Below are 23710 nucleotides of genomic sequence, written 5' to 3'. Positions count from 1 at the left end.
ACGCGGTCAAAACCAATGCGTGGGCGAACGGCAAAACTACGCTATGCCGCCCGAAGAGGTGGGCTCCGCTGGGGCGGGTTCGGCGAAATTGGTTAGTACGGCCTTTTCGCAAACCAGCACCACGGGCCGGCCGCGCAAGTCAGTGGTGGCAAACAAATACGTGTCGCCGCCCTCGCGGATGCCGGTGCGCAGTCGAAAATCAGCCACTGAATCGGGGAAGTTGCGGGTCGTGACGTGGGCGCGGGCCTCGGGGCCCAAGTGGGCCTTCAGGGCCGCGCCGTCGGCCTTTTCCACCGCCAGCACCCGAAAAATGCGTCCCGGGAAATCGGTTCGTAGCGTAGCCGACGTATACAAGTGGCTGTGCTGATGGAGCTTCAGTAGCTCGAAAGCTGTGCCGATGCTGCGGAACGCCCCGGCCTTGAGTATAGCCGCGTTGGGCTCGTAAAGGAATTGCTGGGCCTCGGCGTAGCGCGGCACGGCCCGGGCCTCGCGGGCCCGGTTGAGGCGAAACTCCTGCCGGGTGCCGTCGCGCCGCAGGTTCAGGGCGAAGCGCTCGGGGTCCACGGCGGGCTCGGGGCCCAACTCATATAGCACCTCTTTTACCTCGTTGTCCAGGGCCAGCACCCAGAGGCGGCGCACATGTTTCAGCTCCTGCACGGCCTGCTCAATGTCGAGCATGGGCGAGGTTTTCAGAAGTATGCGGTCGGCCTTACGCAGCAGCAAGGGTAGCAGGCGCAGTACGTCGGGCTCGCAGTCGGCGAGCCGGAAAATCTTGCGCGAGGCCGTGTCGCGCCGCGCCGGGTCGAGGTAAATCCAGTCGTAATGATGGGGCGTTTCCTTGAGGAAGGCCAGGGCATCGGCGTGGTGCACCGCCACGTTCTCGATGCCGAGTAGCCGGAAATTGTAGCGCACCACGGCCGCCAGCTGGGCGCTACGCTCCACGTAATCAACCTGAGCCACGCGGGTGGCAAAGTGCGCCGCATCGGCCCCAAAGCCGCCGGTGAGGTCGGCTAGTCGCTGGCCATCCACCAGCCCGGCCTTAAAAGTAGCCGTGCGCTCTGACGAGGCTTGCTCGACCGACAGGGCGGGCGGGAAGGCGAGGTCAGGGTTGGCGGCCCAGGTGGGGAGCTTGCTTTGGGCTTTCTGGCGGGCCTGGATTTGGCGTACCAATTCGGGAACGGGCAGGCCGGGGTGGCGGCGGGCTTGCAGGGCCAGGTGGGCGGGGTCGTCGTGCAAGTGCGCGGCCATGTAGCGACGGGCCGCCTCGGGCAAAGGGAATTCCATGTAAGCGGGTATAACGGGAAAAACGCCGCGGGCAGCATAAATAGTGCCCCGCGGCCTAGCGCAAGCCCCAGCCCAGGGCCAGCAGCGGCGTGCTTTGGGGCCCTAGGCGCAGGCCCGCCGTGCTGGGGCCCCACTGCTGCCACCAGGTGCCGTGGGTACCCGTCGGGCCGTTATTATAGGCCGACACGGCTTGCTGTAAGTGCTCATTGGTGTGGCGGTTGATGGGGATGGTGGCCAGCAAGCTCGCTATGAACAAGCCCGCCGCTACTTGCTGGGCGCCGTTGAAATACTGCTGGCCGCTGTCTTTGGCAAACACCTGGCTGCCGTACAGGCCCAGGGCCCCCACGGCCACCAGTCGGTCGGCCAGGAACAAGGTTTTCTGGCGGCGGTAGTCGTTCAGGTGGGCCAGGGCTTCGGCGTTTGGGCTCAAGTAGGGCCGCAGCTTTTGGCCGAAGAAACCGGCGTTTTGGTAGTCCTCGCCCGTTTTGCCGGGGGGTAGGAAGTAAAAATTGTGCTGGGGGCCGCTGAGGCCGCGCGCGGCATCGTCGGGCTGGAGCCGGATGGTGGCGGGGCCCGTCTGGGCCGCGGCCGGGCGCGGAGCCGCCGTTGCCAAAGCCAATAGGAACACGATAAAATATAAGCGCGGGATTAGGTTTGCCGACGGGATATAATATTGCATGAAGCAAAGATAAGTGCGCCTTTGTGCACGATGGAGATGCCTTTGGCGGCTGGGGCCCCGAAACAATTGCCGTATCTTTGTGGTTGACCCCGACTATACAAATCAATCCCTATCATGGTGGAAACCAAAACGAACACCTACGTTCCCTACAAGGTAAAAGACCTGTCGCTGGCCGAGTGGGGCCGCAAGGAAATCCGCCTTGCCGAAGCCGAGATGCCCGGTCTGATGGCCCTGCGCGAAGAGTTCGGTTCTGCGCAGCCTTTCAAAGGCGCCCGCATTGCCGGCTGCCTGCACATGACCATCCAAACCGCCGTGCTCATCGAAACCCTGAAGGCGCTGGGCGCCGAGGTGACGTGGTCGTCGTGCAACATTTTTTCGACCCAAGACCACGCTGCCGCCGCCGTTGCCGCCGCCGGCACCCCGGTGTATGCCTGGAAGGGCATGAACGAGGAGCAATTCGACTGGTGCATTGAGCAGACGCTGTTCTTTGGCAAGGAGCGCCAGCCGCTGAACATGATTCTCGACGACGGCGGTGACCTTACCAACATGGTGCTGAATAAGTACCCTGAGCTAGCTGCTGGCATCCGGGGCGTGTCGGAAGAGACGACCACCGGCGTGCTACGCCTCTACGAGCGCGTGAAAAACGGTACGCTGGCTTTCCCGGCCATCAACGTGAACGATTCGGTAACGAAGTCGAAATTTGACAACAAATACGGCTGCAAAGAGTCGGCCGTGGATGCCATTCGCCGGGCGACCGACGTAATGATGGCCGGCAAAGTGGCCGTGGTAGCCGGCTACGGCGACGTAGGAAAAGGTACCGCCGCCTCGCTGAGCGGCGCCGGGGCCCGCGTCATCGTAACGGAAATTGACCCGATTTGCGCCCTGCAAGCGGCCATGGATGGCTACGCCGTGAAGAAGCTTGCCAATGCCGTGAAGGAGGCCGATATTGTGGTGACTGCCACCGGTAACTGCGACATCCTCACCGAAGAGCACTTCCGTAGCCTGAAGGACAAGGCCATTGTGTGCAACATCGGTCACTTCGACAATGAGATTGATATGGCGTGGCTGAACGGCAACTACGGCCACACCAAGGACACGGTGAAGCCGCAGGTGGACATCTACACCATCGACGGCAAAGAGGTCATCATCCTCGCCGAAGGCCGCCTCGTGAACCTGGGCTGTGCCACCGGCCATCCCTCGTTCGTGATGTCGGCTTCGTTCACCAACCAGGTACTGGCCCAGCTGGAGCTGTGGGAGCGCAACGACCAGTACAATAACCAAGTGTATACGCTGCCCAAGCACCTGGACGAGAAAGTGGCCCGCCTGCACCTCGCTAAAATCGGCGTGGAGCTGGATGAGCTAACGACGCACCAGGCCGATTACATCAAGGTGACGGTGGAAGGCCCGTTTAAGTCGGACCTGTACCGCTACTAGGGCCCCTGGCCCTTACCGAAAAAGCCCCGTCAACAGCGTGTTGGCGGGGCTTTTTCGCGTTCTCGGAGGTAACCGAGCCCGCTAATTCAAAAACTTCGCACCCGTTAGCTCTTCGCTCATTTCCCAAAGGCGCTGGTTGTTGGCCAGCGTGTTGAAGCTGCTTTTCACGGGTTCAGGCTTCTTCTTGCTGTAGTAGCCCCCGCTAACCGCGGCCACGCTGGGGTCAGAAGCGAGGAAAATGCTGGTTTCGGCCCCTTTCTCGGGCGAGAGCATGAAGGGCCGCCCCAGCGCCAGTATGGCCGAAAGCCAGCCGCCCGACTGCTGGCCGTAGCCGGTGGCCACGGAGCCGGGGTGCAGCGAATTGGTGGTCACGTTGGCGATGCTGTGGGTGCGCAGCCGCCGGGCTAGCTCCTGGGTGAACATGATGTTCCAGAGCTTGGTGGTGCCGTATTCCCAAACGGGGCTGTAGCTGCGCTCCGATTGAATATCGTCGAGCGTGGGCTTAGAAAACCGGTAGGCCATCGACGCCACGTTCACGATGCGGGCGGCCGGGCTTTTGCGCAATAGGTCGAGCAACAGGCTCGTGAGCAGGAAGGGTCCCAGGTGGTTGGTGGCCAGCGTCAGCTCGTAGCCGTCGGCCGATACTTCGCGCTGGGCCCCCAGCATGAGGCCGGCGTTGTTCACCAGCACGTCGAGGTGCGGGTACTGGGCGTTGATTTCGGCGGCCACGTCGCGCACCTCTTGCAGCGACGAGAGGTCGGCCAGGGCCATGTCCACGCGCTGGTTACCAGTAGTTTCGATAATTTCCTGGCGGGTGCGCTCGGTTTTCAGGCGGTTGCGGCCCAGCAGAATAACGTGGGCCCCTTGCTTGGCCAAGACTTGGGCCGTGACCTTGCCGATGCCCGATGTGGCGCCGGTAATGAGAATGATTTGGTTCTGTAAGTTAGCCATGGTGGTGAAAAAAGGGAAAGTTGTGGTCCTTAATACGCGGCACGACGGTTTGCGGTGCCGAATATTTTGGGGCCCTGGGCGCCGGGGCCGTGCTTACTTTGTCCCATGCCCGAATTTTTGCGCGTCGAAACCATCTTTTTTACCTTGCTCGGCTATCCCATGAGCTACCTCGAATTCTTCGGGGTGCTGACGGGGGCCGTGGCCGTGTGGCTCTCAGCCCGGGCCAACGTCTGGAGCTGGCCGCTGAGCCTGGTGGGCATTGTGCTCTCGTTCTTCCTGTTCTTTCAGGTGCAGCTTTATCCCGATACCTTTTTGCAGGTGTTCTTCTTCGTGACCAGCCTCATCGGCTGGTGGCAATGGACGCACCCCGCCCCCCGCGAGGCCGACCAGCAGCAGGAACTGCGCATCACCTACACCCCGCGGCCCGTGCTGCTGCTGGGTAGCGCCGGGGCCCTGGTGGCCACAGCACTGCTGGGGGCCCTGGCCCAGCGCCTGCACCAGTGGGTGCCGCTGGTGTTCAGCAAACCCAGCGCCTTCCCTTACCTCGACTCGTTTACCACGGTGCTCAGCATTGCCGCCACCTTCCTGCTGATGCGTAAAAAGGTGGAAAGCTGGTACGTGTGGCTGCTCGCCGACGTGGTGCTGACCTACGTGTACTTCCTGAAAGGCATCAAGTTCGTGGGCATCGAGTACGCCATGTTCTGCGCCGTGGCGGCCTACGGAGCTTACCACTGGACGCGCGAATTCCGCAGTTACGCCAACCAGCCGCCCGCTGCCTAGGGGCCCCAGCCCGACCTTTGCGCTTATCCTTTCGCCCGCCCGCCGTGGTTTCGCTTTCCGTCGTCGTCATCACCTTTAACGAAGCCGCCAATATTGGGCGCTGCCTGGACGCGCTGGGCGACGTGGCCGATGAAGTGCTGGTCGTGGACTCGTTTTCGACGGACAATACGGTGGAAATCTGCCGCGCCCGCGGGGCCCGGGTGGTGCTAAATGCCTTCGCCGGCTACGTCGAGCAGAAGAATTTCGCTACTGCCCAGGCCCGTTTCGACCACGTGCTCCAGCTCGACGCCGATGAGGTGCTGACCGAAGAACTGCGCCAGAGCATTCAGCAGGCGAAGGCCGATTGGCAGCACGCCGCCTACGCCCTGGCCCGCCTCACCAATTACTGCGGCCACTGGGTGCGCCACGGCGGCTGGTACCCCGACCGCAAGCTGCGCCTCTATGACCGCCGCCTCGGCCGCTGGGAGGGCCTGCTGCTGCACGAGCACTACGAGGTGGGCCCCGGCCACACTACTGGGATCCTGGCCGGCGACGCGCTGCACTACTCCTATCATTCCATCGCGCAGCACGTCAGCCAGTTGAATAAATTTACTAGCATCACCGCCCAGGAGCTGGCCTTAAAGGGCCGCACCCGCGTCACGCTGTTTCACCTGCTGCTCAAGCCGCTCTGGAAGTTCGGGCACGGCTATTTCCTGCGGCTAGGCTTCCTCGATGGGTTCGCCGGGCTGTGCATCGCCGGCATTTCGGCCTGGGGCGTGTTCCTGAAATTTGCGAAGCTGAAAACCCGCACCGAACGCGCCGAAGCATGAGCCCCACCTTCCTCGTTTCCCGCACCGACGCTATCGGCGACGTGGTGCTGACCCTGCCTGTGGCCGGCCGCCTGAAGCAGCTGTTTCCTGGGTGCCGGGTGGTATTCATCGGCCGCGCCTATACCGCGCCGGTGGCTGCCGCCTGCCCGTGGGTCGACGAAGTGCTGGACTTCGACGCGTTGCAAACGCTGCCCGTAGCCGCGCAAGTGGGGGCCCTACGGGCGTACGGGGCCCTGGCCATCATCCACGTATTCCCCAACCGCGCCTTGGCCATCCTGGCACGGCGGGCGGGCATTCCGGTGCGCATCGGCACCCGCAATCGCTGGTGGCACTGGCTGAATTGTAACCGCCTGGTGGCTCTCAGCCGCCGCCACTCGCCCCTGCACGAAGCCCAGCTCAACCTCCAGCTCCTCAAGCCCCTGGGCAGCGCCGAAACCCTGCCCCTCCCTGCCGTGGCCGACCTGGTGCGCCTGCGGGCTCCCGAGCCGCTGGGGCCTCCGTGGCAGCTGCTGCTGGCCCAGCGCCGCCCCGGCCAGCTCAATGTGGTACTGCACCCCCGCAGCCGGGGCAGCGCCCGCGAGTGGGGCCTGGATAATTTTGGCCACCTGGCGCAGCTCCTGCACGCCGCCGGCCACCGCGTGTTCGTCACCGGCACCGCCGCCGAGGGCGCCGAGCTGGCTGGCTGGCTGGTCGCCAACGCGCTCTACCTGGCCGCCAACCTTACTGGCCAACTGGCTATGCCGCAGTTCCTGGCCTTCCTGGCGGCCGCCGATGGCATCGTAGCGGGCAGCACGGGGCCCCTGCACCTGGTCGCCGCGCTGGGCCGCCACGCCCTGGGGCTGTACCCGCCCATCCGGCCCATGCACCCCGGCCGCTGGGGGCCCCTAGGGCCCCGGGCCGAATACCTCGTCTTCGGCCGGCCCAATTGCCAGGACTGCCGCGCCCAGCCCGCGGCTTGCACCTGCATTCGGGCCCTGGCGGCCGCCGCCGTGGCGGCGCGCGTGCAGGCGTGGCAGCCCGTTTTTTTGGGCGAGCGATGATGCTCAGCCAAGCTCCCTGCCGCACGCTTCGCCGGCTTTGGCCGCTGCCCAGCGCCGGGGCTACGCCAGGTGCAAAAGCCCAGGGATCCCGCTTAGTGGTGAAACCCGGGGCCCGTTACCCTCCGTACATCTGCCAGCTTGTGTTGGGGTTTGGCGTAATGTTATGTGCCAGTGTACCGCTGGGTCCGCACTTGCGTTACCATGCGCCTGTGTTGGGTGGCGGCCTGCATTGCTTGCCACGGGCAGCCCAGCCGCAACTTTAACGCCCGTTGTTGCTTATGCAAGGACCTTGGTTTCTTGCGCTTGCCCTTTTGTAGGTTACACCCTATTATATTCTCTGCCCCATTATCATGAGCGATTCTCCCGAACGGGTTAAACTGAGCAAAGAAGAAAAAGACCGGCGCTTTCAAGCCGAGTTGATGCCCATCATCGATCCGCTCTACAACTTTGCCTACCGCCTCACGCTGGACGAGGACGACGCCAACGACCTCGTGCAGGAGACCTACCTCAAAGCCTACCGGTTTTTTGAGTATTTCGAGCCCGGCACCAACGCCAAGGCTTGGCTGTTCCGCATCCTCAAAAACTCGTTCATCAACGACTTTCGGAAGAAAAGCAAGCAGCCCGCCAAGGTCGACTACAGCGAAATTGAAGGCTACTACAACCCCGACGACGTGGAGGCCGAAGGCGAAGTGGGTGCCTCGTCGTCTGACCTGCGTCAGCAATCGGCGCGCGACTTAATTGGCGACGAAGTGGCCGGGGCCCTTAATTCTTTGCCTGTCGATTTTCGCACCGTCATTATCCTCTGTGACCTGGAGGGATTTACCTATGAGGAAATGGCCAAAGTGCTTGATATTCCGATTGGTACGGTACGCTCGCGCTTGCACCGGGCCCGTAACTTCCTCAAGGATAAACTGGAGCGGTACGCCCAATCAATGGGCTATGGCCACGACGAATTGCGTGCTACGGCGGAACTTCCCGACGATGAGAATGATTAGCTTCCCAACTAGCAACTATCTTCTTATCCCCAGCTCTCCACATTTTTCGTTATGAACTCAGTCGCTACTACTTCCACCAATACGTCGGTCCCCGCTTCACTACTCGATGGCGGCCCCGACTGCGAACGCGTGAACACTGTTCTGGAACAACTGGCCGAAGGCCAAGCCATTACGGCCGAAGACGAGGACTACCTCTACGACCATGGCACCGACTGCTCGCCTTGCTTCGACGGCATCGGCAAGCAGCACGTCTTCATCGAATTCCTGAATTCGCGCATTGGCCGCAAGTCCACGCCGGCCGGGCTGCCCCAGTCCATCATGGCCCGCGTGCACGCCGAAATGGCGTAAAAGCCCCTAGCTTTGCGCGATGCAAGGCAAAATTATCGTTTTTTCGGCACCTTCCGGGGCTGGCAAAACCACCATCGTGCACCGGCTCATGCAGCGGGTGCCCGGGCTTAGTTTTTCCATCTCGGCCTGTACCCGCGACCGCCGCGGCCGTTCCGAAGTCAACGGCAAGGACTACCACTTCATCACGGCCCAGGATTTTCAGGAGAAGATTCGCCACGACGAGTTCGTGGAGTGGGAAGAAGTGTATGAGGGTGCCTTTTACGGCACCCTCAAGTCTGAAATCGAACGCATCTGGGCCAACGGCCAGCACGCTATTCTCGACGTTGACGTAAAGGGTGGCCTCAGTATCAAGGAGTTTTACAAGGATAGGGCCCTGGCCGTTTTTGTGCGGCCGCCGTCCATCGAAGCGCTGGGCGAGCGGCTGCAAGCCCGCGCTACCGATTCGCAGTCCAGTATTTCCTCACGCCTCTACAAAGCCGCGTTCGAGCTGGCCTTCGAGGACCGTTTCGACGTGACGGTGGTCAACGACGACTTGGACCAGGCATCGGCCGAAGCCGAGAAACTCGTGCGCGACTTCACCCAGGCCGCGACCGACGCCGTATGAGCCGCCGCGTGGGCTTGCTCTTCGGCTCGTTCAATCCCGTGCATACCGGCCACCTCATTCTGGCTGAGTATTTTGCCACCCGCACCGATTTGGACGAGGTTTGGCTGGTCGTCACGCCCCACAACCCTTTCAAAGCCGCCGGCGGCTTGCTGCCCGAGGCCGAGCGCCTGCGCTGGGTTGAGCTGGCTGTAGCTGGCAACCCGCACCTGCGGGCCGAAGCCATCGAGTTTGAACTGCCGCGGCCCAGCTACACTGTTGCCACGCTCGACGCCCTGCGCCTGCGCCACCCCGGTACCGAATTCGTGCTGCTGATGGGCGCCGACAATCTGCCGGGCGTGCCGCAGTGGCACAATGCCCACCGCCTGCTGGCCGAAACCGATACCTATGTGTATCCCCGGCCCGGGGCCCCCGCGCCTCATTTAGCGGCGTTCCCCCGCGTGCAGCTGCTGGAAGCGCCGCTGCTGGATATTTCGGGTACCTACATCCGGGAATGCCTGCGGGCCGGTTACAGCATCCGCTACTTGGTGCCGCCCGCAGTAGAAGCAGCCTTGGCAACCATCGATTTTCAAGCTTGAGTTAGCGAATTAATACAACGGTAACCGGGGCCCTCAATTCCCACCAAAAAGCCCCGGCTGCGCGCAGTAGCTGGGGCTTTTTTGGTGGCAGAAAAATACCTCAGATAGTCATAATTTCCGACTCCTTCTTGCTCAGCGACTTCTCTACTTCCATGATGTAGCTGTCGGTAGCTTTTTGCACTTTCTCCTCGGCGCTTTTAATGGCGTCTTCCGAAGCGCCGTCTTTCAGCAGCTTCCGCAGGGCCTCGTTCACGTCCTTGCGGATGCCGCGCATTCGGATTTTACCGGCTTCCGACTCATTTTTGGCCTGCTTCACCAAATCGCGGCGGCGCTCCTCGGTCATGGCCGGGATGTTGAGCCGCACCCCGTCAGCGTCCGATACGGGGTTCAGGCCCAAATCGCTGGCTTTGATGGCTTTGGCTACCTCGCTCACCATATTTTTTTCCCACGGCTTGATGAGCAGCGAGCGGGCATCGGGGGCCGAAATATTGGCCACCTGGTCAATAGGCGTGGGGGTGCCGTAATAATCTACCTTGAGGCCTTCGAGCATGGCCGGCGAGGCTTTGCCGGCCCGGATGCGGCCCATTTCGACGCCCACGTGGGCCAGGGCCTTGCCCATCGACTCTACCGCATCGTCGAGGTAGAACTGAATTTCTTCGTCCATTGTAATTTAAAATTATCGGTTGTTGGCAGTCTGTCGGCTGCTGGCCGTCGTTAGTTTTTCAGCACAAACTAACGACGGCCGGCGGAAACCAGAAATTAGGCTTGCTCCGGCTGGGGCCCTACCGCGGGCTGCAAGGCGCTGTGCTTGGCGTCGAGCACCGGCGGCTTGTTGTGGCGGGTCGCGGCGGTACCGTTCATACTCACCAAGGTGCCCATGGGCTCGCCGTTGAGCAGGCGCGCCAAGTTGCCGGGGGTATTCATGTCGAAAACGATGATGGGCAGGTTGTTCTCCTTGCACAACGTGAAGGCCGTCATGTCCATCACGTTCAGGTTTTTGGCAATCACCTCGTCGAAGGTGATGGCCGGGAAGCGCACGGCATCGGGGTTCTTCTCCGGATCGGCCGAGTAAATGCCGTCCACGCGCGTGCCTTTTAGCACCACGTCGGCCTCAATCTCGATGGCCCGCAGCGAAGCGGCCGAGTCGGTGGTGAAGTATGGCGAGCCAATACCGGCCCCAAAAATCACCACGCGGCCTTTCTCTAGGTGGCGCACCGCGCGGCGGCGGATATAGGGTTCGCACACCCGCTGAATGGTGAGGCCCGAAAGCAGCCGGGTGCTCACGTCAAGCTTTTCGAGGGCGCTCTGCAAAGCCATTGAGTTGATGACCGTGGCCAGCATGCCCATGTAGTCGCCCTGCACACGGTCGAGGCCGAACGCTTCGGCTTGCACGCCCCGGTAAATGTTGCCGCCGCCAATCACCACGGCCACTTGCACGCCGGTGGCAGCCACGTCCTTAATTTCGGAGGCGTACTGCATCAGCCGCTCAGCGTCGATGCCGTACTGCTGCTGGCCCATCAGGGCTTCGCCGCTGAGTTTGAGAAGAATACGGTGGTAGTTCAAAATGCGGAGCGTTGGTAAAGAATAAGGTAAATGACAAATGTCGGCGCTGGGCCCCCGGGGCCCTAGCCGAACTGCACTAATAGCTGCCCTTTCTGCACGTTGTCGCGCAGGCCCACCTTGATGGCGCTCACCGTGCCGTCGGCCGGGGCCTTGAGAATATTTTCCATCTTCATGGCTTCCAGCACCAGCAGCGGGTCGCCCTTCTGCACGGCCTGGCCAGGCTGCACCCGCACGTCCACGATAAGCCCCGGCATGGGGGCCTTCAGCTCGTTGACCTGCACGGCGGCAGCGTTGCTTAGGCCCAGGCGCTCCAGCAGCTGGTCGAACCGGTCTTTGGCCCGTAGCTCGATGCGCTGGCCGTTGATTTTCAATACGAACTGCTTAGTGGCGTAGTCGGCGCTCACCACTTCCGCGTCGTACGACCGGCCGCTGTGCAAAACTTGAAAATGGCCGGGGGCCCCAGTGGCCACGTCCCAGGTAAAAGCTTGGCCATTGAGGCGCAGGTCGTCGGTGGCGCGGTAGTCGACCTCCCAAAAACGGTCGGGGCCGGTGCTGATTTGAAGCATGAGGAACGGAGCGGGTGGGGCAGGAGTGGGGTTAAAGGTAGCCCTATTCCCAAATTATTTCGGAAATTCCAGCGATTTTTCGTCCCTTATCACTGCTATGAATTACTTGTTAATGGGCCTTTGCGGGCTACTACTCGCCAGTCCGCTAGGGGGTTGGGCACAAAAGGCGCGGCCTGGTGCCCTGGGGCCGGCCAGCCACGCGGCACAGCGCCACAAGGGCGCCGCGGTTGCTGCCGGGCCCCCCGCCGCGGCGCCGCTGGTGGTGCCGTCGTGGCTGCCGTCGGAAGGCCCGTTGCGGCCGGCCGCTACCATCCTCACCGAGGTCACAAACACCAAGCTCGACGCACGCTTCGATTACCAAAAGCAGTACCTGCTCGGTACGGCCATTCTCACGCTGCGTTCGCACTTTTACCCGCAGAGCCAGGTAGTGCTTGACGCCAAAGGCTTCGACGTGCAAAAAGTGGAGCTGGTGGGCGAGCGCAAGGTGAAACCGCTGGTGTACACCTACGACAAGCGCCAACTCACCCTCACCCTTGACCGTCCTTATTCACGCACCGAGGCCTACCAAGTACGCATTGTATACGTGGCTAAGCCCAATGAGCTGCCCGCCGGCGGCTCGGTAGCCATCACGGCTGCTAAAGGCCTGTACTTCATTAACCCGCTGGGCCTGGAAAAAAACAAGCCGCGCCAGATCTGGACCCAGGGCGAGACGGAATCGAACTCGTGTTGGTTCCCAACCATCGACCGGCCCAACCAGCGCATGACGCAGGAAATCAGCCTGACGGTGGAAAATCAGTTCAAAACGCTGTCCAACGGCTCGCTCATTTCCTCCAAAAATAACTCCGACGGCACCCGCACCGACTCGTGGCGCCAAAGCCAGCCCCAGCCGCCTTACCTGACCACGATTGTGGTGGGCGACTACGCCGTGGTGAGCGACGTGTGGCGCGGCAAAGCGGTGGAGTATTACGTGGAGCCGCCGTACGCCAGCACTGCTAAAGCCGTGTTCGGCCACACGCCCGAGATGCTGGAGTTTTTCTCGAAAAAACTGGGCGTGGATTACCCGTGGGATAAGTATGCCCAAGTGGCGGTGCGCGACTACGTGAGCGGGGCCATGGAAAATACCACGGCTGTGACGCACGGCACCAACATGCAGGTGACGCGCCGCGAGCTGCTCGACGCTACGTACGCCGGCAACGAGTCCATTATTGCCCACGAGCTGGTGCATCACTGGTTTGGCAACTACGTGACCTGCAAGAGCTGGAGTAACCTGCCCCTGAACGAGGCCTTTGCCGACTATGGCGAGTACCTCTGGGCCGAGCGCAAGTACGGCCCCGACGAAGCTGCATTGGTGCAGGAAACCAAGCTGGCCAGCTACCTCGACGAAGCCCAGGGCAAGCGCGAGCCGCTGATTCGCTACCATTACAACGAGCGGGAAGACATGTTCGACCGCCACTCCTACGCCAAGGGCGGCCGGGTGCTGCACATGCTGCGCAAGTATGTGGGCGACGACGCCTTCTTCGGGGCCCTCAACCGCTACCTGACCCAGAACAAGCAGTCGGCGGTGGAGATATCCAAGCTGCGCACGGCTTTTGAAGAAACCACCGGCGAAGACCTCATGTGGTTTTTCGACCAGTGGTTCCTGAAGCGCGGGCACCCCGAGCTGCGCATCAGCCACAGCTACGCCGGTGGGGCTATGGCCCTGCGCGTGCAGCAAACCCAGGATACCGTCTACCAGCCCGTGTACCGCCTGCCGGTGACCGTGACGGTGTGGCAAAAAGACCGGCCAACCGATTACCGCATTACCGTCAGCAAAGCTGACCAAACCTTTTCGTTCCCCACCGCGGAACGGCCCAGCTTGGTCAAGTTCGACAGCGAAGGCCAGTTGCTGGCCCAAATCGACGAAGACCGCACCCCCGAGGAGTTAATTTTTCAATTCGACCACGCCCGCGGCTACTTGCAGCGGGCCGAAGTGCTGGAGCTACTTCAAAACAAAACCGGCGACTTGTCCATCAGCGCCCTATTTCGGAATGCCTTGGACGATAAGTTCTGGGCCATCCGCCGCACGGCCCTTGAGCACCTGAGCCGCTACCGGGGCCCCGAGGGCAGCGCTGTGCGCCAAGCCGTGCTGCGCGTGGCCACCACCGACCCCAATCCCCAGGTGCGCGCCCAGGCGTTGGCCACGCTGGCCAGTTTCCCAGACAATGCGTACCGTGCCACCTTCTTGGCTGCCCTCAATGATAGTTCGTACACCGTGGCCGCAGCGGCCTTAGCGGCTGTTGCTAAAATCTCCGGCAGTGGCATCCAGGCCCAAGTGGCTGCTCTCGACAACACGGCCAGCAATGTGCTGGTACTGGCCCTGGCCGACTACTACGCGCAAAATGGGGCCCTCAACCAGTACGCGTGGTTCTTGCGCCGCCTGCCCGACGTGCCCGAGAGCGACCTCTACCGCTACCTGCAAGCTTTCGGGGCCCTCATGGCCAACATCCCGCCAGTCGAGCGCGACAAAGGCCAGCAACTACTCGAAGAATACGCCCGCCGCGCCCCCCGCTACGACGTGCGGCTGGGGGCCTACAAGGGCTTAGCGCTGCTGCTACCCAGTACCCCCGCGCTCAAAGCCACCCTCCAGCGCATCCGCGAGCAGGAAACTGACCAACGGCTCAAAGCATTTTATAATTTGATGTAGAAGGAGTTGCCCAGCAGAGCTGAAAAAAGAACCATTTTTTTGTGCGTACCCCTTGCCCCGTAAAAGAAAAACCGTAATTTTGCGCTTCCTTATGAAACACTACTGCTTTACGGCAATTAGTAAATCAAGGGGAATGCTTGCAGGTAATCGGCCGGCCAGCGCCAAATTTGGGGGTATCGCATAGTGGCAATTGCGGGTGACTGTAACTCACCTCCTTCGGGTTCATAGGTTCGAGTCCTGTTACCCCCACATTTATAATTATTGAATGCCACCTGCGGGAGTAGCTCAGTTGGTAGAGCGGCAGCCTTCCAAGCTGCAGGTCGCGGGTTCGAACCTCGTCTCCCGCTCATTTCAAACAGAATAAGCCGTTTTAGCTCAGTGGTAGAGCACTTCCTTGGTAAGGAAGAGGTCATGGGTTCAAATCCCATAAATGGCTCACATTATTTACAAGTCCTGTCGGCTCACCCGCTATGGGCAAGCTCCACACGAAGTAAGCGACGCGCAGTTTTCCTGAACTTTTGGGAGCTGAGTTTCGCTTTCTTGCCGTAGGGGCCTATTTTTTAAATTCACCACCCTCTTTTTTCAACTCTTTACAATGGCTAAAGAAAATTTCGACCGGTCCAAGCCGCACGTTAACATCGGCACCATCGGCCACGTTGACCACGGCAAAACGACCCTGACCGCTGCTATTACGATGGTGTTGGCAAATCAGGGCCTGGCCGAAAAGCGTGACTTCTCCTCGATTGACAACGCTCCCGAGGAAAAAGAGCGTGGTATTACCATCAACACCTCGCACGTAGAGTATTCGACGGTTAACCGCCACTATGCACACGTTGACTGCCCCGGCCACGCTGACTATGTGAAGAACATGGTAACGGGTGCCGCCCAGATGGACGGTGCTATCCTCGTGGTAGCTGCCACCGATGGCCCCATGCCCCAGACCCGCGAGCACATCCTACTTGCCCGCCAAGTAGGCGTACCCCAGTTGGTGGTATTTATGAACAAAGTAGACATGGTGGACGATCCCGAGCTGTTGGAGCTGGTGGAGATGGAAATCCGTGAGTTGCTCTCGTTCTATGACTTCGATGGCGACAACATTCCGATTATTCAGGGTTCGGCCCTCGGCGGTCTGAACGGTGATGCCAAATGGGTGCCGAAAATCGACGAGTTGATGGCTGCAGTCGATTCGTTCATTCCGATTCCCGCTCGTCTGACCGAATTGCCTTTCCTGATGCCAGTTGAGGATGTATTCTCGATTACGGGCCGTGGCACAGTTGCCACCGGTCGTATCGAGCGCGGCATCATCAATTCGGGCGAGCAAGTAGATATCCTCGGCATGGGCGCCAAGCAGGGCCTCAAGTCGACGGTAACGGGTGTGGAGATGTTCCGCAAAATCCTGGATCGTGGCGAGGCTGGCGATAACGTTGGCCTGTTGCTCCGCGGCATTGAAAAGGACGACATCCGCCGCGGTATGGTTATTTGCAAGCCCGGCTCGGTAACTCCCCACCAGAAGTTTAAGGCTGAGGTGTACGTTCTCTCGAAAGAGGAAGGCGGCCGCCACACCCCGTTCTTTAACAACTACCGTCCGCAGTTCTACCTGCGTACCACTGACGTTACTGGTATCATCACCCTACCTGAGGGTGTAGAAATGGTAATGCCCGGCGACAACATCACCATCACCGTTGAGTTGATCAGCAAGGTGGCAATGGAGAAAGGCCTCCGCTTCGCTATCCGTGAGGGTGGCCGCACGGTGGGTGCCGGTCAGGTAACCGAAGTGCTCGACTAGTCCGACTGATTAAAACGATAATCCGCTCCTGCCTCCGCAGGGGCGGATTTGTTTTGTCGCTAAGTTGTAGTACCTTTGCACTCCCGTTGATAAAATATTGCCACCGGGAGTGTCCTTTACGAGTGTAGTTCAAGGGTAGAATAGAGGTCTCCAAAACCTTTGATGGGAGTTCGAATCTCTCCACTCGTGCATCTTGAGGCTGTTGCCTCGCATTCGGTTCATTTTTGCTGGCTTGGCCAGTTCCTTCTGCAATGAACAAGCTGACTAATTACTTCCGCGCAACCGCTGAGGAAATGCGCTACAGCGTGACGTGGCCTACTGCCATCGAACTGCAAAAGAGCGCTGGGCTGGTGCTCATCGGCTCATTGGTGTTCGCAGCAGTTGTCGGCATCATGGACGTTGCATTCAATAAAAGCCTGACGGCTTTTTATCAGTCATTTCGCTAAGCACGCAGTAGAAGATGGGCGAATTGAAATGGTATGTGGTGCGCTCAGTGAGTGGCCAGGAAAAAAAAGCCAAAAATTATCTCGAAACCGAACTTGGTCGTCATAATCTGACCGAGTTAGTTCCCCAGGTCCTGATTCCAGTGGAAAAGGTATTTGAGATGCGTAACGGCAAGAAGCGCGTTCGGGAGCGTAATCTATATCCCGGCTACATTATCATCCACGCTGACTTGGGTCATGGAGAAGTAGACCATATTATTACCAGTACCCCAGGCATAATCGGCTTCCTTGGCGATAAAGACAAGAAGGACGCTGCCAATAATAAGCCTGTTCCGCTCCACATCACCGAAGTCAACCGGATTCTTGGCATTGTAGACGAAGCCGAAGAGCAAGTCGCTACCCTCGATAAACCCTACGTGGTAGGCGAGCTGGTAAAAATAACGGATGGTGGTTTTGCCGGTATGTCAGGGACTGTTTCCGAAATCTTTGATGAACGTAAAAAGCTTAATGTCATCGTAAAGATATTTGGTCGTTCACAGCCGATGGAATTGAATTACACCCAGGTAGAAAAAGAGTCCTAGGGCCCTGATTATACCATGTCGGCCATTGGCTCCGGGTCGGCTGGGCTTCCAAACAGGAGTATACTACTAACTGAGGCAATTGCGAGTTACGACGCGAGAACCACAGCCTTATAAATCAAATGGCCAAGGAAATTAGAGGTTATCTGCGCTTGCAGATAAAGGGAGGCTCAGCGAACCCATCGCCGCCGGTAGGACCTGCACTTGGTAGCAAAGGCCTTAACATCATGGAGTTTTGCAAGCAGTTTAATGCGCGCACCCAGGATAAGGCCGGCCAAATCTGTCCCGTATTGATTACCATGTACACCGATAAGTCTTTTGACTTTGTGGTGAAGACTGCTCCTGCACCGGTACTGCTCATGGAAGCAGCTAAGTTGCAGAGCGGTTCTAAGGAGCCTAACCGTAACAAGGTAGGTTCAGTTACCTGGGACCAAATCCGTACCATTGCCGAAACGAAGATGCCTGACTTGAACGCCTTCAAGGTGGAGTCGGCCATGAAGCAAGTGGCCGGTACGGCCCGCAGCATGGGTATTACCGTTAAGGGCGATTCTCCTTTTGCAGAATAATTAAACGGAGAAAAGCAAATGGCAAAGATCACAAAAAAGCGCAAGGATGCCCTTGCCAAATATGACCTGACGGAGGTGCGTAGCCTTCTCGAAGCAGCAAAAGTAGTGAAGGATATCTCCTACACTAAGTTTGACTCTTCAGTGGATATTGACGTGCGCTTGGGCGTTGACCCCCGCAAAGCTGACCAAATGGTACGCGGTGTGGCAACCCTGCCCCATGGCACCGGCAAGACTGTGCGTGTGTTGGCACTCGTGACCCCTGACAAGGAAGCCGAAGCCCTCGCCGCTGGTGCTGATTTCGTAGGTCTGGACGACTACATCTCGAAAATTGAGAAAGGTTGGACTGACATTGACGTTATTATTACTATGCCAGCCGTAATGGCTAAGGTAGGCCGTCTGGGTCGTGTATTGGGCCCCCGGGGCTTGATGCCAAATCCTAAGTCAGGTACAGTAACGACTGATGTAGCTAAGGCTGTGCGAGAAGTGAAAGCTGGTAAAATTGACTTCAAAGTTGATAAAACCGGTATCATTCACTGCTCGGTAGGTAAGGTTTCATTTGACGAAAGCAAACTGGCTGAAAACGCGCTGGAGATCATCCAGACTTTAGGTCGTTTGAAGCCGTCTTCGTCGAAAGGCACTTACATCAAGAGCATTACCCTGAGCAGCACTATGTCGCCCGGCGTACCGGTCGACAGCCAGGTTACTTCCGCTAACTAATTAAACGACTCACCCATGAACAGGGAAGAAAAACAAACCCTCGTGGACGAGTTGAGCGAGAAGTTTCAATCGCACAACTCGTTCTACATCGTCGATGCTTCGGTGATGTCAGTAGCGAAAATCAACGAGTTTCGTCGTCTGTGCTTCACCCGTGGTATGGAATACAAGGTGTACAAAAACACCTTTATCCGTAAGGCGCTTGATACTTTGGGCCACGACACCTCGGAGATGGACGCTGCGCTGAAAGGCCAATCGGGCGTACTGTTCTCGCAAGAGAGTGGTTCGGCCCCTGCTAAGCTGTTGCGCGACTTTTATAAGTCGCAAGCTTACGGTCGCAACGTGAAGCCTAAGCCCGTGTTGAAGGGAGCCTATGTTGATGCCAGCATTTATGTAGGTTCGGATCAACTTGAAGGTTTGATTACCATCAAAGGCAAACAAGAATTGCTTGGTGAGCTTATCGGCCTCCTGCAATCGCCTGCCAAAAACGTTATTTCGGCGCTGCAAAGCGGCGGCAATAAACTGGCTGGTATTCTTAAAACGCTTTCCGAGAAAGAGGCAGCTTAATCGCTTTATTTGTTTCTCGTATTCTAATATAATTTTCAACAACACCTTTTTTTAACAATCTACTGAAATGGCAGATTTGAAAGCATTCGCTGAGCAGCTCGTCAACCTGACGGTGAAAGAAGTAAACGAACTGGCTGGTATCCTGAAGGACGAGTATGGCATCGAGCCCGCTGCTGCTGCTCCTGTAATGATGGCTGGTGGCGGTGGCGCTGCTGCCGAAGAGGCCCCTGAAGAGAAAACGTCGTTCGACGTTATCTTGAAGGCTGCCGGTGGAGCCAAATTGGCTGTGGTTAAGCTGGTGAAAGACCTGACTGGCCTCGGCCTGAAAGAAGCCAAAGAACTTGTTGACGGTGCCCCTAGGCCCCTGAAAGAAGGCGTAACCAAAGACGAAGCCGACACGCTGAAGAAGCAGTTGGAAGAAGCTGGTGCCGAAGTAGAGGTGAAGTAATTGCAGCTCCTGAAGCTGCATCTAACCTACTTCAAATAATGATTAGACCTGGCAACTTAGCCAGGTCTTTTCCTGTTTGTAGTATCGCCGGAGCGCAAGCCACTTGGTTTGCGCTTCGTTGTGTCAGTATACAATTCTGTTTTGCAGAGTTGTTTTGGGCTGTAAATCAATAGGTTTACAGGGCTGAACGGCTACCTCTGTTGGGGGGCCCCCAGGTTTACGCTTCCGTGTCCATCTTTTAATCCCCTCCGCATTGGCTACACCGAAAGCAAAAACGGCCGCGCTCCAGAAATCGGCCGCCGCTGAGCGAATCAGTTTCGCTAAGATTAGAAAGGTTATTGAATATCCGGACTTCCTGGACGTGCAGGTGCAGTCGTTCCAGGATTTCTTTCAGTTGGAAACCGCCGCTGAGAATCGGTCAAATGAGGGTTTGTTCAAGGTATTTGCCGAGAACTTCCCCATCTCTGATTCGCGCGAAAATTTCGTCCTGAATTTTATAGATTATCACGTTGACCCACCCAAGTACTCGGTTGACGAGTGCATTGACCGGGGCCTAACGTACTCGGTGCCGCTTAAAGCTAAACTGCGCCTTATCTGTAACGATAAGGACAACGAGGATTTTGAAACGATTGAGCAGGAAGTGTTTCTGGGTAATATCCCGTACATGACCGAAAAAGGCTCGTTTGTTATTAATGGCGCTGAGCGGGTTATCGTATCGCAGTTGCACCGTTCGCCGGGTGTATTCTTTGCCCAGAGCAAGCACACCAACGGTACCAAGCTGTATTCGGCGCGCATCATTCCATTCAAAGGGTCGTGGATCGAGTTTGCCACGGACGTTAATAACGTGATGTATGCTTACATCGACCGCAAGAAGAAGTTTCCGGTTACAACACTTCTCCGTGCCATTGGCTATGGTACCGACAAAGATATCCTCGACTTATTCGGGCTGTCGGAGGAAGTAAAAGCAGATAAGAAGAACTTAAAAAAGGCTGTTGGACGCAAGCTGGCTGCCCGGGTGCTACGCACCTGGACGGAAGACTTCGTGGACGAGGACACTGGGGAGGTGGTTTCCATCGACCGGAACGAGGTGCTTTTGGAGCGTGACTCGATGATCGAGGAAGCTGACATCGACACCATCTTAGAGGCTGGGGCGAAATCGGTTATCCTGCACCGCGAGAATGTGAACATTGCGGACTTCGCTATCATATACAACACGCTTCAGAAGGACAACTCTAACTCGGAGAAAGAGGCCGTAGAGCAGATTTATCGCCAGCTCCGTAATACGGAGGCCCCTGACGAAGAAACTGCCCGCGACATTATCCAGAAGCTGTTCTTCTCGGACAAGCGCTATGACCTTGGGGAAGTAGGCCGCTACCGTATCAACAAGAAGCTAGCCATTGACATGAGCCAGGCTTCACGGGTATTGACCAACCAGGACATTGTGCTGATTGTGAAATATCTCATTGGTTTGATCAACTCGAAGGCCATTGTTGATGACATTGACCACTTGAGCAACCGCCGTGTACGCACGGTGGGCGAGCAGCTTTACGCGCAATTTGGCGTGGGCTTGGCTCGTATGGCCCGTACCATTAAGGAGCGTATGAATGTGCGCGATAACGAGGATTTCAAACCGGTTGACTTGATCAACGCCCGGACGCTGTCCAGCGTGATCAACTCGTTCTTCGGCACGAACCAGCTGTCGCAGTTTATGGACCAAACCAACCCACTGGCTGAAGTGACGCACAAGCGTCGCGTATCGGCTCTTGGGCCGGGAGGTCTGTCGCGTGAGCGTGCTGGTTTTGAAGTACGTGATGTGCACTATACACACTATGGTCGTCTGTGCACCATAGAAACTCCGGAGGGCCCCAACATCGGTCTGATTTCGTCGCTGTGCGTTCACGCCCGCGTGAACTCGATGGGCTTCATTGAAACCCCTTACCGGGACGTAAAAAACGGTAAGGTGGACATGAGTTCCAATGTGAAGTTCTTGACCGCTGAGGAAGAGGACACGCATCACATTGCGCAGGCCAACTCCTTGCTTGATAATGATGGTAAACTTACCCAGGAGCTGGTGAAGGGCCGTTTTGAAGGTGACTTCCCGGTGGTAAACCCCGAAGAGTACTCTTACATGGACGTGGCTCCAAACCAGATTGTATCGGTAGCTGCCTCGCTGATTCCTTTCCTAGAGCACGACGATGCTAACCGGGCCCTAATGGGCTCGAACATGCAGCGCCAGGCTGTACCGTTGGTGCGCCCCGAGGCCCCCATCGTGGGTACTGGTTTGGAAGGCCGCATTGCTACCGACTCGCGTACGCTGGTTGTATCGGAAGGTGAAGGCGTAATCGATTACGTGGACGCCAACAAGATTATCGTGAAGTATGATTTGTCGGAAGACGATGTGATGATAAGCTTTGATGCCGAGCGTATCACTTATGACCTCATCAAATTCCGCCGTACCAACCAGGATACTTGCCTCAACTTAACGCCGCTGGTAAAACGCGGCGAGCGGGTGAGCAAAGGCCAGCCGTTGTGCGAAGGTTACGGTACCAACCAGGGCGAACTAGCCCTGGGTCGCAATATGCAGGTGGCCTTTATGCCATGGCAGGGCTATAACTTCGAGGATGCCATCGTCATCTCGGAGCGCGTAGTTCGGGATGACATTTTCACCTCAATTCACATTGAAGAATTTGAGTTGGAAGTGCGTGAAACCAAGCGCGGCGAAGAAGAACTGACTTCGGAAATTCCTAATGTGAGCGAAGAAGCAGTTCGTAACCTCGACGATAACGGCATCATCCGTTTGGGTGCTGAAGTGCGGGAAGGTGACATTCTGATTGGTAAAATCACGCCTAAAGGCGAGACGGACCCAACCCCGGAAGAGAAGTTGCTCCGCGCTATCTTTGGCGACAAGGCTGGTGATGTTAAAGATGCTTCGCTTAAAGCGCCGCCCTCTTTGCAGGGCGTGGTGATTGGTACCAAGCTGTTTTCGCGTCCTAAGAAAGACAAAAACCTGCGGGCTAAGTCGAAGAAGGAAGTGGAAGACCTGAAAGATAAGTACGCGCACGAGCTGCGTGGTATCAAAGCCATCATGGTGGATAAGCTGGTGCAGCTGCTCGAAGGCAAAACGTCGCAAGGCATCAAGCACCGCTTTGGCGAGGAGATGATTGCCAAGGGCGTTAAGTTCAATCGCAAAAACATCAACGAGGGCCTCTTCCCCGAGAAGAACCCCTATAAGGACGAAAGCAACTACGCCGTACCGGAAGAGGTAAACCTGTTTAAGGACCTGATCCTGGAAGGTTGGACGGCTGACGCTCGCGTGAATGCAATGCTGCTGACGCTGGTGAAAAACTACGCCAAACGCCGCAACACCATCACGGCGCACTTCAAACGCCACCGCTTCACGCTGGAAGTGGGTGACGAACTGCCCGCAGGCATTGTGCAGCTTGCTAAGGTTTACATAGCCAAGAAGCGCAAGCTGAAGGTGGGTGACAAGATGGCCGGCCGCCATGGTAACAAAGGGGTTGTGGCCCGCATCGTGCGCGATGAGGATATGCCTTTCTTGGCCGATGGCACGCCGATGGACATTGTGCTGAATCCGTTGGGCGTACCAAGCCGGATGAACATCGGGCAGATCTACGAGACCGTGCTGGGCTGGGCCGGTCTGAAAATGGGCCGTCGTTACTCGACGCCAATTTTCGACGGCGCTACGGAAGCAGAAGTATCGAAAGAATTGGCGGAAGCTGGTTTGCCGCACTTCGGCCGTACCTACCTGCACGACGGCTTGACCGGGCAGCAGTTTGACCAGCCCGTGACCGTGGGTGTGATTTACATGCTTAAGCTTGGCCACTTGGTTGACGACAAGATGCACGCCCGTTCCATTGGGCCGTACTCGCTTATCACGCAGCAGCCGCTGGGTGGTAAGGCACAGTTCGGTGGTCAGCGCTTCGGCGAAATGGAAGTTTGGGCCCTGGAGGCCTTCGGTGCCTCCAACGTGCTTCAAGAAATCCTAACTGTAAAATCGGACGATGTGGTGGGTCGTGCCAAAGCTTACGAAGCCATCGTAAAAGGCGACGTGTTGCCCAAGCCGAATATCCCCGAGTCATTCAACGTGCTTATCCACGAACTGCGTGGCCTGGCACTGGAAATCACGCTGGAGTAATATTTTGGCAGAACTAGTTGGTTGCTGGTGCGTTAACGCCAGTAACCAACTAGTTTGAGCCCCCGCTTCCCGAAGCCTTTTGTATTCTAAGAGAGTAGTTAGAAAGCATCCGATACGAAACAGTTGTCCCGAGACAGGTCA

General features: G+C 57.9%; 23 protein-coding genes and 4 tRNA genes. 21 read left to right on the top strand and 6 right to left on the bottom strand.

Annotation, left to right across the window (positions count from 1 at the left end; all coding sequences use genetic code 11):
* Positions 1–36: 36 nt before the first annotated feature.
* Both DDQ68_RS13005 and DDQ68_RS13000 read right to left on the bottom strand, forming a co-directional pair.
* Positions 37–1284: a class I SAM-dependent methyltransferase gene (locus DDQ68_RS13005; RefSeq protein WP_109656676.1), complete on the bottom strand. Its 1248-nt coding sequence runs from the start codon at positions 1282–1284 to the stop codon at positions 37–39.
* A gap of 55 nt (positions 1285–1339) precedes the next feature.
* Positions 1340–1963 (bottom strand): hypothetical protein, encoded by a 624-nt coding sequence (locus tag DDQ68_RS13000; RefSeq protein WP_109656675.1) that lies wholly within the window; start codon positions 1961–1963, stop codon positions 1340–1342.
* 114 nt (positions 1964–2077) lie between these two features.
* On the opposite strand from DDQ68_RS13000, the gene ahcY reads away from it, so the two are divergent.
* Positions 2078–3397, top strand: a complete 1320-nt coding sequence (gene ahcY / locus DDQ68_RS12995) for an adenosylhomocysteinase (RefSeq protein ID WP_109656674.1) — start codon at positions 2078–2080, stop codon at positions 3395–3397.
* A gap of 81 nt (positions 3398–3478) precedes the next feature.
* On the opposite strand, the gene DDQ68_RS12990 is transcribed toward ahcY, so the two are convergent.
* Complete coding sequence (locus DDQ68_RS12990; RefSeq protein ID WP_109656673.1) at positions 3479–4348, bottom strand: SDR family oxidoreductase; 870 nt, start codon at positions 4346–4348, stop codon at positions 3479–3481.
* A 105-nt stretch (positions 4349–4453) separates the two neighbouring features.
* Between DDQ68_RS12990 and pnuC the strand changes: the two genes are divergently transcribed.
* From pnuC to nadD, 7 genes are all read left to right on the top strand, one after another.
* Entirely contained in the window at positions 4454–5128 is a 675-nt protein-coding gene (gene pnuC, locus DDQ68_RS12985; RefSeq protein WP_109656672.1) for a nicotinamide riboside transporter PnuC, read from the top strand.
* Between the two features lie 44 nt (positions 5129–5172).
* Positions 5173–5937, top strand: coding sequence for a glycosyltransferase family 2 protein (locus DDQ68_RS12980; protein ID WP_109656671.1), 765 nt, complete (start codon positions 5173–5175; stop codon positions 5935–5937).
* Positions 5934–6977, top strand: a complete 1044-nt coding sequence (locus tag DDQ68_RS12975) for a glycosyltransferase family 9 protein (protein WP_109656670.1) — start codon at positions 5934–5936, stop codon at positions 6975–6977. Before DDQ68_RS12980 ends, DDQ68_RS12975 begins: the two co-directional genes overlap by 4 nt.
* 350 nt (positions 6978–7327) lie before the next feature.
* The gene (locus tag DDQ68_RS12970) at positions 7328–7972 is read left to right on the top strand and encodes a sigma-70 family RNA polymerase sigma factor (protein WP_109656669.1); all 645 of its coding nucleotides are present in this window, start codon (positions 7328–7330) and stop codon (positions 7970–7972) included.
* Between the two features lie 51 nt (positions 7973–8023).
* A complete protein-coding gene (locus DDQ68_RS12965) occupies positions 8024–8320 on the top strand; it encodes a hypothetical protein (RefSeq protein ID WP_109656668.1) in 297 nt (98 codons plus the stop codon).
* Between the two features lie 19 nt (positions 8321–8339).
* A complete protein-coding gene (gene gmk / locus DDQ68_RS12960; RefSeq protein ID WP_109656667.1) occupies positions 8340–8924 on the top strand; it encodes a guanylate kinase in 585 nt (194 codons plus the stop codon).
* The gene (nadD, locus tag DDQ68_RS12955) at positions 8921–9499 is read left to right on the top strand and encodes a nicotinate (nicotinamide) nucleotide adenylyltransferase (RefSeq protein ID WP_109656666.1); all 579 of its coding nucleotides are present in this window, start codon (positions 8921–8923) and stop codon (positions 9497–9499) included. The genes gmk and nadD overlap by 4 nt, the downstream gene beginning before the upstream one ends.
* 100 nt (positions 9500–9599) lie before the next feature.
* Here the strand turns inward: nadD and frr are convergent, their stop codons facing one another.
* The 3 genes from frr to DDQ68_RS12940 form a co-directional block, all read right to left on the bottom strand.
* On the bottom strand, positions 9600–10163 hold the full coding sequence (gene frr, locus DDQ68_RS12950; protein WP_109656665.1) for a ribosome recycling factor: 564 nt from the start codon (positions 10161–10163) through the stop codon (positions 9600–9602).
* Between the two features lie 95 nt (positions 10164–10258).
* Positions 10259–11062, bottom strand: a complete 804-nt coding sequence (pyrH, locus tag DDQ68_RS12945; protein ID WP_109656664.1) for a UMP kinase — start codon at positions 11060–11062, stop codon at positions 10259–10261.
* A 62-nt stretch (positions 11063–11124) separates the two neighbouring features.
* Positions 11125–11628, bottom strand: a complete 504-nt coding sequence (locus DDQ68_RS12940; protein WP_109656663.1) for an acyl-CoA carboxylase biotin carboxyl carrier protein subunit — start codon at positions 11626–11628, stop codon at positions 11125–11127.
* Positions 11629–11725: 97 nt separating this feature from the next.
* Between DDQ68_RS12940 and DDQ68_RS12935 the strand changes: the two genes are divergently transcribed.
* The 13 genes from DDQ68_RS12935 (at position 11726) to rpoB (ending at position 23569) form a co-directional block, all read left to right on the top strand.
* Positions 11726–14311, top strand: a complete 2586-nt coding sequence (locus DDQ68_RS12935; protein WP_109656662.1) for a M1 family metallopeptidase — start codon at positions 11726–11728, stop codon at positions 14309–14311.
* A 169-nt stretch (positions 14312–14480) separates the two neighbouring features.
* A tRNA-Tyr gene (locus DDQ68_RS12930) sits at positions 14481–14560 on the top strand.
* Between the two features lie 25 nt (positions 14561–14585).
* A tRNA-Gly gene (locus tag DDQ68_RS12925) sits at positions 14586–14658 on the top strand.
* Positions 14659–14675: 17 nt separating this feature from the next.
* Positions 14676–14747, top strand: a tRNA-Thr gene (locus tag DDQ68_RS12920).
* 159 nt (positions 14748–14906) lie between these two features.
* The gene (gene tuf / locus DDQ68_RS12915) at positions 14907–16097 is read left to right on the top strand and encodes an elongation factor Tu (RefSeq protein WP_109656661.1); all 1191 of its coding nucleotides are present in this window, start codon (positions 14907–14909) and stop codon (positions 16095–16097) included.
* A gap of 118 nt (positions 16098–16215) precedes the next feature.
* Positions 16216–16286 (top strand) — tRNA-Trp (locus DDQ68_RS12910).
* 62 nt (positions 16287–16348) lie between these two features.
* Entirely contained in the window at positions 16349–16543 is a 195-nt protein-coding gene (gene secE, locus DDQ68_RS12905) for a preprotein translocase subunit SecE (RefSeq protein ID WP_109656660.1), read from the top strand.
* A gap of 14 nt (positions 16544–16557) precedes the next feature.
* Positions 16558–17121: a transcription termination/antitermination protein NusG gene (gene nusG / locus DDQ68_RS12900; protein ID WP_109656659.1), complete on the top strand. Its 564-nt coding sequence runs from the start codon at positions 16558–16560 to the stop codon at positions 17119–17121.
* A 119-nt stretch (positions 17122–17240) separates the two neighbouring features.
* Entirely contained in the window at positions 17241–17684 is a 444-nt protein-coding gene (rplK, locus tag DDQ68_RS12895) for a 50S ribosomal protein L11 (protein ID WP_070744219.1), read from the top strand.
* 18 nt (positions 17685–17702) lie between these two features.
* Positions 17703–18401, top strand: a complete 699-nt coding sequence (gene rplA, locus DDQ68_RS12890; RefSeq protein ID WP_109656658.1) for a 50S ribosomal protein L1 — start codon at positions 17703–17705, stop codon at positions 18399–18401.
* Positions 18402–18416: 15 nt separating this feature from the next.
* Complete coding sequence (gene rplJ / locus DDQ68_RS12885; RefSeq protein WP_109656657.1) at positions 18417–18965, top strand: 50S ribosomal protein L10; 549 nt, start codon at positions 18417–18419, stop codon at positions 18963–18965.
* A gap of 67 nt (positions 18966–19032) precedes the next feature.
* Entirely contained in the window at positions 19033–19413 is a 381-nt protein-coding gene (rplL, locus tag DDQ68_RS12880; protein WP_109656656.1) for a 50S ribosomal protein L7/L12, read from the top strand.
* A 253-nt stretch (positions 19414–19666) separates the two neighbouring features.
* Entirely contained in the window at positions 19667–23569 is a 3903-nt protein-coding gene (gene rpoB, locus DDQ68_RS12875) for a DNA-directed RNA polymerase subunit beta (protein WP_109656655.1), read from the top strand.
* Positions 23570–23710: the final 141 nt, after the last annotated feature.

Origin of the sequence: Hymenobacter nivis, from assembly GCF_003149515.1 — a bacterium.
In the GTDB taxonomy this organism is placed as follows: Bacteria; Bacteroidota; Bacteroidia; order Cytophagales; family Hymenobacteraceae; genus Hymenobacter; species Hymenobacter nivis.
Note: the sequence above shows the minus strand (reverse complement) of the source record. Positions and strands in the feature narration are given on the sequence as shown.

Excerpts from the sequence above, each read along its gene's own strand:
- rplK (WP_070744219.1), top strand. The coding sequence starts at position 17,241 with ATGGCCAAGGAAATTAGAGGTTATCTGCGCTTGCAGATAAAGGGAGGC.
- tuf (WP_109656661.1), top strand. The coding sequence starts at position 14,907 with ATGGCTAAAGAAAATTTCGACCGGTCCAAGCCGCACGTTAACATCGGC.
- rplL (WP_109656656.1), top strand. The coding sequence starts at position 19,033 with ATGGCAGATTTGAAAGCATTCGCTGAGCAGCTCGTCAACCTGACGGTG.
- DDQ68_RS12970 (WP_109656669.1), top strand. The coding sequence starts at position 7,328 with ATGAGCGATTCTCCCGAACGGGTTAAACTGAGCAAAGAAGAAAAAGAC.
- rplJ (WP_109656657.1), top strand. The coding sequence starts at position 18,417 with ATGAACAGGGAAGAAAAACAAACCCTCGTGGACGAGTTGAGCGAGAAG.
- DDQ68_RS12990 (WP_109656673.1), bottom strand. The coding sequence starts at position 4,348 with ATGGCTAACTTACAGAACCAAATCATTCTCATTACCGGCGCCACATCG.
- frr (WP_109656665.1), bottom strand. The coding sequence starts at position 10,163 with ATGGACGAAGAAATTCAGTTCTACCTCGACGATGCGGTAGAGTCGATG.
- pnuC (WP_109656672.1), top strand. The coding sequence starts at position 4,454 with ATGCCCGAATTTTTGCGCGTCGAAACCATCTTTTTTACCTTGCTCGGC.
- DDQ68_RS12965 (WP_109656668.1), top strand. The coding sequence starts at position 8,024 with ATGAACTCAGTCGCTACTACTTCCACCAATACGTCGGTCCCCGCTTCA.
- nadD (WP_109656666.1), top strand. The coding sequence starts at position 8,921 with ATGAGCCGCCGCGTGGGCTTGCTCTTCGGCTCGTTCAATCCCGTGCAT.
- DDQ68_RS13005 (WP_109656676.1), bottom strand. The coding sequence starts at position 1,284 with ATGGAATTCCCTTTGCCCGAGGCGGCCCGTCGCTACATGGCCGCGCAC.
- DDQ68_RS12935 (WP_109656662.1), top strand. The coding sequence starts at position 11,726 with ATGAATTACTTGTTAATGGGCCTTTGCGGGCTACTACTCGCCAGTCCG.
- gmk (WP_109656667.1), top strand. The coding sequence starts at position 8,340 with ATGCAAGGCAAAATTATCGTTTTTTCGGCACCTTCCGGGGCTGGCAAA.
- DDQ68_RS13000 (WP_109656675.1), bottom strand. The coding sequence starts at position 1,963 with ATGCAATATTATATCCCGTCGGCAAACCTAATCCCGCGCTTATATTTT.
- secE (WP_109656660.1), top strand. The coding sequence starts at position 16,349 with ATGAACAAGCTGACTAATTACTTCCGCGCAACCGCTGAGGAAATGCGC.
- ahcY (WP_109656674.1), top strand. The coding sequence starts at position 2,078 with ATGGTGGAAACCAAAACGAACACCTACGTTCCCTACAAGGTAAAAGAC.
- rplA (WP_109656658.1), top strand. The coding sequence starts at position 17,703 with ATGGCAAAGATCACAAAAAAGCGCAAGGATGCCCTTGCCAAATATGAC.
- DDQ68_RS12975 (WP_109656670.1), top strand. The coding sequence starts at position 5,934 with ATGAGCCCCACCTTCCTCGTTTCCCGCACCGACGCTATCGGCGACGTG.
- nusG (WP_109656659.1), top strand. The coding sequence starts at position 16,558 with ATGGGCGAATTGAAATGGTATGTGGTGCGCTCAGTGAGTGGCCAGGAA.
- DDQ68_RS12940 (WP_109656663.1), bottom strand. The coding sequence starts at position 11,628 with ATGCTTCAAATCAGCACCGGCCCCGACCGTTTTTGGGAGGTCGACTAC.